This window comes from Pseudomonas sp. FP2300, assembly GCF_030687595.1.
GTDB lineage: Bacteria > Pseudomonadota > Gammaproteobacteria > Pseudomonadales > Pseudomonadaceae > Aquipseudomonas > Aquipseudomonas bijieensis.
Genome location: NZ_CP117440.1, coordinates 4,071,098 through 4,085,105, shown reverse-complemented (window position 1 = coordinate 4,085,105; position 14,008 = coordinate 4,071,098). Strand labels below are relative to the sequence as shown.

1 protein-coding gene is annotated in these 14,008 nt (G+C 66.0%); it reads right to left on the bottom strand.

From position 1 onward, the window contains the following. Window positions 1-13: 13 nt before the first annotated feature. Window positions 14-13,960, bottom strand: a complete 13,947-nt coding sequence (locus tag PSH86_RS17985) for a non-ribosomal peptide synthase/polyketide synthase (RefSeq protein ID WP_305483976.1) — start codon at window positions 13,958-13,960, stop codon at window positions 14-16. Window positions 13,961-14,008: the final 48 nt, after the last annotated feature.

Below are 14,008 nucleotides of genomic sequence, written 5' to 3'. Positions count from 1 at the left end.
GCCGCGTCGCTCGCTAGCTTTGGGAATTGGGTTTGGTCTTGAGCTTGCCCAGCAGTTTGTCCAGGGACTTCTGGTTCAGCGCCTTGGCCAGCGGGAAGTCAGCGGGCATCAGCGCACCGGCCTGTGGGTCGAGGCAGTGTTCGACCAGCACCTGCAAACGTTCCAGCAGGCGCGCGGGCAAATGGCTGTCGGCATTTGGCGTGACGCTGTGCCATTCGACACGCAACACGCCGTCCTCCAGCCAGGCCACCACTTCACGGGCATGGGTCACTCGGTTCTGCGGGGCCACGTCCGGCGGCGGGGTCAGGCTGCTGGCGCGCAACCAGCCCTCTGGCGTTTGCTCATGCCCCAGGTAGTTGAACAGCACATCACCATGGCTGGCCGGCAACTCGCCGCGCTGGCGCAGTAAGCCGTAGCCCAGGCCCAGGCCGGGTACGTCACGCAAGGCCTGCTTGGCGTTGCGCACCTGATCGCCGGCGGCGCCGCTGGCATTCACGCGCAGTGGGTAAAGCGTGGTGAACCAGCCGACGGTACGGCCGACGTCCAGTCCGGCAAACGGTGCGTCACGCCCGTGGCGCTCCAGGTCCACCACGATGTCACTGCGCTGTTCGACCTCGGCCAGGGTTGCGGCGAGGGCGGCGATCAGCAGTTCTTCCGGTTGCGTGCGGTATGCGGCATGGGACTCGGTCAGCCATTGGTGCGTGCGGCTGGCATCCCAGCGGGCCGACAGTGTCTGGCGCTCAGCGACGATGGCCCTTGGCGGCTGGTTCGCGCCGGTCTGGGCACTCCAGTAGCGATGCTCGGCAGCGACCTTGGCGGCATGGGCTTGCAGGTGCTCGGCCCATTGCCGATAGGACGTGGTTTTTGCCGGCAGCATTGGGCTTTCGCCACGCTCCAGTGCGGGGTACAGCTGCTGGAAGTCTTCCAGCAGCGGCGTCCAGGACACGGCATCGACCACCAGGTGATGAGCCACCAGATACAGGCGCTGCGGTGTGCCTTCCAGCAGGGCCGCGGCGAACAGCGGGCCGTGTTGCAGGTCCAGGCTTTGCGCGACTTGCAGCAGCTGTTCCGGGTGCTCGCAGCAGGTCAGTTGGGCCGGTGCCACCGGCGCTATGTGGGCTTGCCATTGGCCGTCGACATCGGTGAAGCGCAGGCGCAGGGCGTCGTGGTGGGCCACCAGCCGATCCAGCGTGGCTTGCACGATGGCCGGGTCCAGGCGGCGGTCACTGTCGGCCAGCACCGATTGGTTCCAGTGTGCGGCGTGGACCTGTTGCTGGTCGAAGAACCACTGGTGCAATGGCATCAGTGGCATCGGCCCGGTCACCTCGCCTTGTTCGGCCTGGGTCAGCAGTGCCGTGGTCACGTGGGCCAGGGCCGCCGGGGTCGGCGAGCGGAACAGATCCCGTGGCGTGAGCGAATAGCCCTGTTCACGCAAACGCGAGATCAGTTTCAGGCCAAGGATCGAGTCACCGCCCAGGGCGAAGAAACTGTCCGAGGTGCCGACTTCACGGCCGCCGGTCAAGGTTTCGCCGAGCAGTTCGCCAAACAACTGGCAGAGCAGGCGTTCCAGGTCATTGCGCGGTGCCGCGTAGTCTTTCTGGGTGTTCGGCAGGGGCAAGGCAGCCAAGGCCTTGCGGTCGATCTTGCCGTTGGTGCTCAGGGGCAGGGCCGGGACTTGCACCCACACCGCTGGCACCATGTACGCCGGTAGTTCGGCCGCGAGCTGGGTGTCGAGGTCCGACTGCGCGGTGCTACTGCTGTAGAACGCCACCAGGCGATTGTCGATGACGAGGGTGCAGGCACCGGTGATGGCCGGCAGGTTCAGCAGGGCCGAGTCGATTTCCCCCAGCTCGATGCGCTGTCCGCGCAACTTCACCTGATGGTCGAGACGTCCCAGGTACTCGATGTTGCCATCGGCCAGGAAGCGGCAGCGGTCACCGGTGCGGTACAGGCGATCACCGGCCACGAACGGACTGGCGAGGAAGCGTTCCTCGGTCAGGTCCGGACGCTTCAGATAACCCCGGGCCACGCCGACGCCGCCGATGTACAGCTCGCCGATGCTGCCAATCGGCAGCGGTTGCAGGGCTTCGTCGAGGATGTACAGGCGCAGGTTGGCGATGGGCTTGCCGATCGGCACGATCACGTCGTCGGCCGAGCAACGCCAGACCGAGACGTCGATGGCTGCTTCGGTCGGGCCGTACAGGTTGACCAGGGCTGCCGGGTGTTGGCCCATGAAGCGCCGCACCAGGTCCACCGGCAAGGCTTCGCCACTGGCGAACACCTGGCGCAGGCTGTGGCAATTGACCAGGCTCGGCTCCTCGACAAACGCACGGAGCATCGACGGCACGAAGTGCAAGGTCGTGACCTGCTCCTGCTGGATCAACTGGCTGAGGTAGGCCGGGTCGCGATGCCCGTCCGGACGGGCGACCACCAGGGTCGCGCCAGTGATCAGCGGCCAGAAGAACTCCCATACCGACACGTCGAAGCTGTACGGGGTCTTTTGCAGCACTCGGTCGTTCGGGCCAATCGGGAAGGCGTCCTGCATCCAGTGCAGGCGGTTCATCAAGGCGCCGTGTTCGTTCATCACGCCTTTGGGTTGGCCGGTGGAACCGGAGGTGTAGAGCACGTAGGCCAGGTCGTTGGCCTCGACGCTGATCGGTTCTCCAACTTCAGCGTTCGGCAACGCATCCAGCGTCCAGGCTTGATGCCCGGCCGGCAGGCGCGACAGCCATTGCGCCTGGGTCAAGGTGACCTTGGCATCGGCATCTTCGATCAGGAATGCCAGGCGCGCGGCAGGCAACTCCGGATCCAGCGGCAACCAGGCGGCGCCGGCATGGACGATGCCGAGCAAGGCCACGACCATCTCCACGGAACGTTCCATGCACACCGGCACGATGCTGTCGGTGCCCACGCCGGCTGTGCGCAGGGCTCGGGCGACGTTTTGTGCTCGCTGGTCCAGCTCGGCATAGCTCAGGCGCTGGCCTTCGAACACCAGTGCCGGAGCGTTGGGGCTCAGTGCGGCCTGTTGGCTCAGGGCGGTGTGCAGGTTGGTCGGGCCGCTGTAGTGACGTTCAGTGGCGTTCCAGCGATCCAGTTGCTGTTGGTCCTGCTGTTGCGGGAACAGTTCGACCAGGGTGCGTTCCGGTGCCGCTACCAGGGCGTCGAGCAGCGCGCACCATTGTGCGCTCCAGCGTTGCATCGTCGTTTCGTCGAACAGCGCCGATTGGTACTCCAGCGCCAGGGTCATGTCGCTGCCGTCGTCCTGGACTTCCCAGCTCTGTTCGAACTTGGCGTCGATCACCGGCAGCATCTGTTCTTCGACGTTCAGCCCCGGCCATTGGCTGCTGTCGACGCGGCCATAGTTGAGGGAGAACAACACCTGGAACAGGGGCGTACGGTTCAGGTCGCGGTTTTGCGCGACGGCACCGACCAGGGTGGCGAAGGGTAGATCGGCGTGGGCCTGGGCGGCGCGCAGATCGGCTTCGAGGCTGGCGAGCAATCGCTCGGCCGGGGCCCGTTGGTCGACGTCGCTGCGGATCACCAGGGTGTTGACCAGGCAGGCCAGCAACGTCTGGGTTTGCGCATGGTCACGTTGATCCGCCGGGGTGCCGAGGCGGATTTCCCGCTGGCCGCTGTAGCGGGCCAGCAGCGCGCTCAAGGCGGTGGCCAGCACCACATAGCTGGTCGTGCCGCGCTGACGGGCGAACTGCCGGATGGCTTCGGCGCGCGGGGTGCCGAGGCGAACGGTCAGTTGCCGGGCGCGCCGGTCCGCTTCGGCGCCGCGTGGATGATCGAGGGGCAGATCGAGCTGGTAGTCGTCCTGGCCCAGGTGGTTTTTCCAATAGTCCAGGCTTTCACTGCGTCGGGCCTGGGTGTCCGGGTGCTGTTGCCAGAGGGCGAAATCGACGTAGTCGATCTCCAGCGGCGTCCAGGCGGGCGATTGCCCGTTGAGGCCGGCGGCGTAGGCCTGGGTCAGTTCATCGATGAGCAACTGCATGGCCCAGCCGTCGGTGGCGCTGTGGTGCAGGCACACCAGCAACAGGTTTTCGTCGCTGCCCTGGCGTTGCAGCAGGTGCGCACGCCAAGGCGCGGCGGCGGCCAGGTCGAACGGTGTCATCAGTTCATCCTGGGCGTTGGCGCAGGTGGTTGCCCAGTCCTGGGTCGCGACGCCAGTGACCGCGAGCACCGGACCATGGTCGTCGATCAGCAGTTGTGGCTCGCCGTCGACTTCGACAATCCGGCTGCGCAGCACCAGGTGGCGTTGGCTGACCTGTTCAAAGGCGTCACGCAAGACCTGGACCTGCAGCTCGCCGCGCAAGGTCAGGGCGAATGGCATGTGGTACTCGCGGGATTCCGGCACCAGGCGGCTGAGCATCCAGAACCGGCGCTGGGCCAGACCCAGGGGTAATTGCGCCGGGCGCGGTTGCGCGCTGATCGATTCACCGGGCATGGCCGTGCGCAGATGCTCGGCCAGGGCCGCGACCGTCGGTTGGGCGAACACCAGCGACAAGGGCAGGGAAACCCCAAGACGTTCACGAACCCGGCTGACCAGGCGGGTAGCCAGTAGGGAATGGCCGCCGAGTTGGAAAAAGTTGTCCTCGATGCCGACTTGCGAACAGTCCAGTACTTCGCTGAACAGTTCGCAGAGCACGGTTTCAGTGACATTGCGCGGCGCGGTGCGCGGCTGGTCGCTTTGGCTCTGGGGCAGCGGCGTGGCGGCCAGTGCCTTGCGGTCGAGCTTGCCGTTGCTGTTGAGCGGCAGGCGCTCGAGCTGCACGAACAGGCTTGGCTGCATGTGCGCGGGCAGGCTGTCACTCAAGTCGGTACGCAGGGTCGCTTCATCGGCGTCACCGCACCAGAAACTTACCAGGCGCTGGTCGAGCAACAAGGTGGCGGCGTCGCGCACACCGGCCTGGGCCAGCAGCGCAGCGTCGATTTCCCCCAACTCGATACGTTGTCCGCGCAACTTCACCTGATGGTCGAGACGTCCCAGGTACTCGATGTTGCCATCGGCCAGGAAGCGGCAACGGTCACCGGTGCGGTACAGGCGATCACCGGCCACGAACGGGCTGGCGAGGAAGCGTTCCTCGGTCAGGTCCGGACGCTTCAGATAACCCCGGGCCACGCCGACGCCGCCGATGTACAGCTCGCCGATGCTGCCAATCGGCAGCGGTTGCAGGGCCTCGTCGAGGATGTACAGGCGCAGGTTGGCGATGGGCTTGCCGATCGGCACGATCACGTCGTCGGCCGAGCAACGCCAGACCGAGACGTCGATGGCCGCTTCGGTCGGGCCGTACAGGTTGACCAGTGCCGCCAGGTGTTGGCCCATGAAGCGCCGCACCAGGTCCACCGGCAAGGCTTCGCCGCTGGCGAAGACCTGGCGCAGGCTGTGGCAATTGACCAGGCTCGGCTCTTCGACAAACGCACGCAGCATCGACGGCACGAAGTGCAGGGTGGTGACGCGTTCCTGCTGGATCAACTGGCTGAGGTAGGCCGGGTCGCGATGCCCGTCCGGACGGGCGACCACCAGGGTCGCGCCAGTGATCAGCGGCCAGAAGAACTCCCACACCGAGACGTCGAAGCTGTACGGGGTCTTTTGCAGCACTCGGTCGTTCGGGCCAATCGGGAAGGCGTCCTGCATCCAGTGCAGGCGGTTCATCAAGGCGCCGTGCTCGTTCATCACGCCTTTGGGCTGACCGGTGGAACCGGAGGTGTAGAGCACGTAGGCCAGGTCGTTGGCCTCGACGCTGATCGGTTCTCCCACTTCAGCGTTTGGCAATGCCTCCAGCGTCCAGGCTTGATGCCCGGCCGGCAGTCGCGACAGCCACTGCGCCTGGGTCAAGGTGACCTTGGCATCGGCATCTTCGATTAGGAACGCCAGGCGCGCGGCAGGCAGTTCCGGATCCAGCGGCAACCAGGCGGCGCCGGCATGGACGATGCCGAGCAAGGCCACGACCATCTCCACGGAACGTTCCATGCACACCGGCACGATGCTGTCGGTGCCCACGCCGGCTGTGCGCAGGGCTCGGGCGACGGTTTGTGCCTGCTGGTCCAGCTCGGCATAGCTCAGGCGCTGGCCTTCGAACACCAGTGCCGGAGCGTTGGGGCTCAGTGCGGCCTGTTGGCTCAGGGCGGTGTGCAGGTTGGTCGGGCCGCTGTAGTGACGTTCAGTGGCGTTCCATTCGACCAACTGACGCTGACGTTCTGCCGTTGGCAGCGGTGTCCAATCCCCGAGGCGGGTCTGTGGCGCATCGAGCATGGTTTCCAGCAGTTGTTGCCACTGTTCCAGCCAACGCCGGGCCGTGGTTTCGCTGAACAGCGCGGCGCGGTATTCCAGCAACACCGACAGCACCTCGCCGTCGTGCACTTCCCAGTTCAGGTCGTACTTGGTGGCCTGGGCGGTCACCGCCCGTTCGCTGACCTGCAACTGCGGCCATGGCTGGCTCGACGAATCGGCGTTCTGCATGGCGAACAGCACTTGGAACAGCGGCGTCTGGCCGAGGCTGCGTGAAGGCTTCAAGTGCTCCACGACCTGGTCGAACGGCACATCCTGATGCTGCTGGGCATCCAGCACACGGTTGCGCACCTGGCTCAGCAAACCTTCGAAATCCAGCGTCGGATCGAGGTCGGCACGCATGACCACGGTGTTGATGAAGCAGCCGATCAGCGGTTGCAGCTCGGCGAATGGCCGCTGGGCCACCGGGCTGCCGATTCGCACGTCGCGCTGGTTGGCGTAGCGTCCCAAGAGTAATTGCGCCGCACCGAGCATGAGCATGTACAGGGTGGCACCGCGTTGCTGGGCGAACTGCCGCAGGCGTTCCACCAGCGCTGGCGGCAACTGCAATTGCACCGCGCCCGCCGCTGGGGCGAGCTGGTTTGGACGGCCCTGTTCGGTCGGCAGGTCCAGCAGGTAGTCGCCGTCTTCCAGTTGGTCGCGCCAGTATTGCAGCTGACTGCTGAACGCGGTCTGTTGGCCGGGTTCGCGCTGCCAGAGGGCGTAATCGGGGTATTGCAGCGCCAGCTCTGGCACCGCCACCGGGGTGCCCTGGCACTGGGCGGTGTAGAACCGTCGCAGTTCATCCAGCAGGTTCTGGCTGGAGGCGTCATCGATAGCGCAGTGGTGCACGCTGAGCAACAACAGCGACTGGATGCCGTCGCGGTGTTGCAGCAACGTGGCACGGACGGGCACGTCGGCGGCGAGGTCGAAGCGGCGGCCGGTTTCCGCGTGGATCGCTGTGTCGGTCAGTTGCAGCCACTGCGCGTCGCTGCTCGCCTCCAACACTGTAACTCGCAGAGTGAGATCGACCTGCGGTTCGACCACCAAGCGCAACTCGCCATCGGTATCGCGCACGATGCGGCTGCGCAGGATTTCGTGGCGCTGGACCACGCTGTTCAGGGCCGTTTGCAGGGCCTGGACATTGAGTTCGCCGTCCAGCTGCACGGCGCTGACCACGTTGTACTCGCCACCGCCAGTGCTCAGTTGTTCGAGGAACCACAAGCGTTGCTGTTCGAACGACAGCGGCAGGCGCGCCGGACGTGCCGCCGGGACGAAGGTTGCCGCCGGGGCTTGCAGCGGATCACCCAGCAGCGCGGCCAGGGCTTCGAGGGTCGGGTGTTCGAACACCGCTCGCAGCGGCGGCACGCTGGCGAACTGTTGGCGCAGGCGGGCAAACAGCGTGGCCGCCAGTAGCGAGTGGCCGCCGAGGTAGAAGAAATGGCTGTCACGGCCGATTTGCGCCGACGGCAGGTTCAGCAACTCGGCCCATAGGGCGGCCAGTTGCTGTTCGGCGGCGCTGCGAGGTGGGTCCAGGGCGTCTGGCGCGGCTTGGATGTCCGGGGCCGGCAAGGCCTTGCGGTTGAGTTTGCCGTTGTCGGTCAGCGGCAGCTCATCGAGCAGCACGAATGCCGAGGGCACCATGTAGTCGGGCAGGGCGGCGCCAATGGCTTTGCGCCAGGCGTGGATGTCGGCCTGCTGGTCGCATGTCACGTAGGCCACCAGACGCTTGTCGCCGGGCACGTCTTCACGGGCCAGCACCACGGCCTGGCGCACGCCTGGTTGGGCGCCGATCAGGGTTTCTATTTCCCCCAGCTCGACGCGGAAGCCACGGATCTTCACTTGATGATCCATACGGCCCAGGTATTCGAGCTGGCCGTCGGGCAACCAGCGCACCAGGTCGCCGGACTTGTACATCCGCGCGCCTGCCACGGATGAGAACGGGTCTTCGATAAACACCTTCGCGGTCTGCTCGGCGCGGTTGAGGTAGCCCAGGGTCACGCCGGCACCGCCGATGTGCAGTTCCCCCGGGACGCCCACCGGCATCGGGTTGAGGAAGGCATCGAGCACGTAGGTGCGTACGTTGGCGATGGGGCGGCCGATGATCGGCCGCAGCGGGAAGTCATCCACCGCGCAGCCGGTAGCGTCCACCGTGCATTCGGTCGGGCCGTAGGTGTTGAAGAAGCGGCTGCCGGTAATCGACGGCAGGCGTTGCCACAGTTGCGCGTCCACCGCGTCGCCACCGAACAGCACGAAGCGCGGCAGGTACACCTCGCCACGGCGAACGCCGTCGCTTTCGAGCAGGGCCTTGAGCTGTGCCGGGGTGCACTCGAAGGCCTCCAGGCGAGTGTCGCGGAAGAATCCGGCGAGGGCCTCGGGGTCGTAGCGCACCTCTTCCGGGGTCAGGTACAGGCTGTGGCCGTCGAGCAACAGGATCAGCTCGGCTACCGAACTGTCGAAGGCGAACGAGTAGTTGAAGCTGGTGCGCATCGGCTGGTCGGTGTAGCGGCGATACAAGCCATGGATACGCGCCCAGGCCAGGTTGACCACCGAGCCGTTGGTCACCAGGGTACCCTTGGGCTTACCGGTCGAGCCGGAGGTGTACATGATGTAGGCAAGGTCTTGCGGCCCGGCCAGTGAAGTCGGGTTGCTGTCCGGTTGGTTGGCGAACAGAGCGGCGTCGCTGTCCAGGCGCAGGCGTGGCAGGCCGGCCCCCAGTTGTTCCAACAGGCCTTGCTGGCCGAGGAACAGCGCCGGTTGCGCGTCTTCGAGCATGTACGCCAGGCGATCCACCGGATAGGTCGGGTCCAGCGGCACATAGGCGCCACCGGACTTGAGAATGCCCAGCAGGCCGACCAGCAGCTCCAGCGAACGCTCGACACACAGCGCCACCGGGCGGTTGGCAGCGACGCCACGGCCGCGCAGGTAATGCGCCACCTGGTTGGCGCGCCGGTTCAGTTCGCCGTAGCTCAGGCTGCGGCCTTCGAAACACAGGGCGTCACGTTCCGGGGTGCGCTCGGCCTGTTGTTCGAACAACTGGGCGAAGGTCAGGTGCGTCGGCACCGGCATCTCGGTGCGGTTCCACTCGACCACGGTGCGTTGCCACTCCGTGTCCATCAGCAGTGGCAAGGCGGCGACCGGGCGCTGTGGCTCGGCGAGCATGTGTTCGAGCAAATGCTCCAGGCGGGCGAGGGTCTGGCGGGCGCTGTCGGCGACGAACAGGTCGAGGGCGAACATCAGCTCCAGTTGGATCGGCGCATTGGCCGGGCACAGCACGTGCAGGTCCAGATCGCATTCAGAGTGGCGCAGCGGCGTGTCCAGCGCTTCGAATTCCAGCCCGGGGAAGCGCAATCGCGACTCCATGGCCAGTTGTTGGGCGACCATCACCTGGTACAGCGGGGCGTGGCTGAGGCTGCGTGGCAGTTGCAGGCTGTCCACCAATTGTTCGAACGGCAGGTCCTGATGCAGCAGGCCATTGCGCAGGCGCTCGGCCACTTGTTTGACCAGGGCGGTGAAGTCGGCTTGCGGTTCGAAGTCGGCGCGGATCGCCAGGTTGTTCAGCAAGATGCCCAGCAGTCCTTCGGTGCCCGGCTGTTCACGGTGGGTGACCGGGGTGCCGACCAGCACCGTGGCATCGCCGCTCAAACGGTGCATCAACACGGCAAAACCGGCGAACAGGACGGTGAACGGCGTGGTGCCGAGACGACTGGCAAAGGCCTGTACCCGGGCGCTGAGGTCGGCGCTGAGTTCACGCTGCACGATCCCGGCGCGGTAGCTTTGCACCGATGGCCGTGGATGGTCGGTGGGCAAGGCCAGCAGCGGGCTGGCGTCGCTGTCGCGGCGGTCCAGGGTGGTGGTCCAGTAATCGAGCTGGCGCTTGAGTTCGGCGCCTTGCAGGTGTTCGCGCTGCCAGAGGGCGAAGTCGGCGTATTGCAGCGGCAGGGCCGGCAGTTCGGCGGCGGCACCGTTGCAACGGGCTTCATAACCCAGGGCCAGTTCGCGCAGGGCGATGGTGGCCGACCAGGCGTCCGAGACCAGGTGATGCAGGGCGATGCCGAGTACGTGCTCGCCCGGCGCCAAGCGCAGCAAACGCGCACGCAGCAGCGGTGGGCAGGTCAGGTCGAACGGCTGCTCGAAGGTGTCCTGCAAGGCGTTGAACTGCGCGCCGGCGCGGGCGGTGGCGGTCAGGCCCGACAAGTCTTCGAAAGGCAGCGCGATGTCCAGGGCTGGGCTGATACGCTGGCACGGCACGCCGTCGACGCTGTGGATGCCGGTGCGCAGGATTTCATGGCGCACCAGCAGATCGTTCAGGCTGGCGTGCAGCGCCTCGACATTGAGTTCACCCTTGAGGTGCAGGGCGAACGGGATGTTGAACAGGGTGGTGCCCGGTGTTAGTTGCTCGATGAACCACAGGCGTTGTTGTGAGAACGACAGCGGCAGCAGCGGCGGGCGTGGCTGGGCCTTGGGCACGCTGGTCGCGCTGGCTTGCGGGGCGGCGGCCTCGGCCTGGCGTGCGCCGATGGCTTCGGCCAGCAAGGCCACGGTCGGCTGTTCGAACAGCACCCGCAACGGCAGGTCGAGCTTGAACTGGGTGCGCAGGCGGGCAACGATCTGGGTCGCCAGCAGCGAGTGCCCGCCGAGGGTGAAAAAGTTGTCTTCCACGCCCACCGTGTCGCGCCCCAGGACCTCGGCCCAGATGGACGCCACCGTGGTTTCCAGCGCGTTGCGCGGGGCGATGCTTTGCTGGGTGTCGGCCTGCCAGTCCAGTTCTCGGGCGGCCAGGGCCTTGCGGTCGACCTTGCCGTTATTGTTCAGGGGCAGTTTGTCCAGGCAGACGAAGGCCGCCGGTACCATGTACGGCGGCAGTTGGGCGCGCAGGTGTTCGCTCAGGCCGTCGCTGCCCAGGGTCTGGTCATGGGCCGACCAGTACGCCACCAGCCAGGCTTCGCCGACGGTGTTTTCCCGCAGCAGGACGGCGGCCTCGCGGACGTTCGGGTGCTGGGCGAGACGGTGTTCGATTTCCGTCAGTTCGATCCGATGCCCGCGCAGTTTCACCTGCTGGTCGCGCCGGCCCAGGTACTCGATCACCCCGTCGGCACGCCAGCGTCCCAGGTCGCCGGTGCGGTACAGGCGACCTTCGAGTTGAGGATGGTCGATAAACGCCTCAACGGTGCGCTGCGGGTCGTGCAGGTAACCGCGGCCGACGCCGACGCCACCGACACAGATTTCCCCGGCCACGCCAACCGGCACCGGGCGCAGGGCCTCGTCCAGCACATACAGGCGGTTGTTGGCGGTCGGCTGGCCGATGGGCATGTGGCTGACCTCGGCCCCCGGTGCTTCGAAAATGGGCTGGAAGGCCACGTCGTCGGCGCATTCGGCCGGCCCGTAGGCGTTCATCAGGGCGATGTCGGGGAAGCGCGCGAACCAGTCCCGGGCCACGGTCGGCGGCAGGGCTTCACCGGTGGGCAGGACCCAGCGCAAGTCCGGCAATTGCAAATCGCATGGGCACAGCGCGAGCAAGGTACGCATCAGGCTCGGGACGATTTCCAGTACGTTCAGGCGCTCGCTGGCAAGCACTTGCAACAGGCGCTGCGGGTCGTGGGCGACTTCATCCGCAAGAATGTGCACGGTGGCGCCGAGCACCGGTGCGGCGAGGAACTGCCACACCGAAATGTCGAACGCCACCGACGCGGTCTGGGGAATCCGGTCGGTGGCGCTGAGCCCCAGGGCCGGCACCTTGCCGAAGATATTGTTGAGCATGCCGCGCTGTTCGATCATCACGCCCTTGGGCGTGCCGGTCGAACCCGAGGTGAACAGTACGTAGGCCAAGCTGTGCGGGCCCGCGAGCACCGGCAGTGGCGCGTTGTTGCCGGATGTCCAGCAGGCTTCGGCGAACAGCGCCTCGGGCGCCTGGTCGAGGCCGCTGAGCAGTTGATCGAGCAGGCTGCTGCAAGCTTCGCTGGCGACCAGCAACGGCGCGCCGGACAGCCCGAGGATTTCCCGCAGGCGCTCGGGCGGGTGATTGACTTCAAGGGGCAGCATCGCCGCGCCGGCCTTGAACACGGCCAGCATCATGGTCAACAACGCCAGGCCACGGGGGGCGACCAGCGCCACCAGTTGATCTTCAGCGGCGCCGGCTTCGCGCAGGGCGTGGGCCAGGCGCGTGGAACGCAGGTCCAGCTCGGCGTAGGTCAACGACTCACCAGCGCAGATCGCGGCGACCTGTTCGCCGCGCTGGGCCACCTGGGCGGCAAACAACTCGGCGTAGCTTTGATCCAGCGGAAAAGCGTGGGGGTTGAGCGCCCACTCGCCCAGCAACTGCTGGCGTTCCTCGGCGGCCAGCAGTTCGAAGCTGGCCAATGGCGCGTCGGGGGCGGCGAGCATGCTGCGCACCAGGCTGGCGATATGGCCCAGCAGGCGCTGCACGGTGGCGGCCTCGAAACGTTCGCGGTCATAGGACACGCGGATGCCCAGCTGTTCGCCCGGCAGGATCACCACGGTCAAGCCGTAGTGGGTATGCACGCTGTGGTCCATGCCTTCGAGGCTGAACTGGAAACCGCCTTCGAGAATCTGTTCGTCGATGGGGGCGTTTTCGAATACCAGGATGCTGTCGAACAGGGTTTCGCCCCGGGGGAAATCGCTCCAGCCCTGGATATCGGTCAACGGCGTGTGCTCGAAGTCGCGCATGTCGACGTTGAGCTTTTGCAGGTCGCCCAGCCAATTGCCGAGCGCGGCGTTCGGGTCCACCGAAACCCGCAGCGGCAAGGTGTTGATGAACAGGCCGATCATTTCCGCGACGCCGGTCAGGTCGGCCGGACGCCCGGCCACGGTGACCCCGAAGACCACGTCCCGCTGCCCGCTGTAGCGCGACAGCAGCAACGACCAGACGCCTTGGAAAAACGTGTTCGGGGTGATCCGGCGACTGCGGCAGAACGCTGCCAGCGCTTGGGTTTCCTGCGCGTCGAGGTGAATCAGTTGGTCGTCCACCAGCACCGCGTCGGTGTAGCGGTCGCGGGTCACGCCGTTGTCCACGGTCAGTGGCGTGGGGGCGTTGAGGCCTTGCAACTGGCCGCGCCAGAATTGCTCGGCCTTGCCTGCGTCCTGGCGTTGCAGCCACTGGATGTAATCGCGAAATGGCCGAGGGCTTTTCAGTTCCGGCGTGCGGTCGTTGCACAGTGCTTCGTAGACTTTGAGGAAGTCCACGGTCACCAGGGAAATGCACCAGGCGTCCATCAGGATGTGGTGGAAGCTGCGAATGAACTCGTAGGATTCATCGGCCAGGCGCACCAGCCGGAAGCGAATCAGCGGTGGCTTGGACAGGTTGAAGCCGACTTTCTGCTCGTCTTCCAGCAGCGTGCGGATTCGCGCTTCCTGCTCATGGGGGGCGAGCCCGCGCAGGTCGAGGGTGTCCAGCGGCACCTTGACCTGGCGATGGATCACCTGCACCGGTTGCTTCTGGCTTTTCCATTGGAAACTGGCGCGCAGGGAAGGGTGCAGCGCCACCACCTGGCGCCACGATTCGAGGAACGCCCCTTCATCGATGGCTCCGCCGATGCGGTAGCGATCCTGCATCAGGTACACGCCGGAGTCTTCGTGCAGCAAGGAGTGGAATAGCATCCCTTGTTGCAGCGGCGATAGCGGATAAATGTCTTCGATCGGGTTACCGGCGGTTTTTTCGGTGGTCATTGAAAGCGTCCTGCGTAAAAAGGGGCAGCGGTGATGGCGTGGCGACGG

Coding starts and splice junctions, on each gene's coding strand:
- PSH86_RS17985 (WP_305483976.1), bottom strand. CDS start 13,960: ATGACCACCGAAAAAACCGCCGGTAACCCGATCGAAGACATTTATCCG.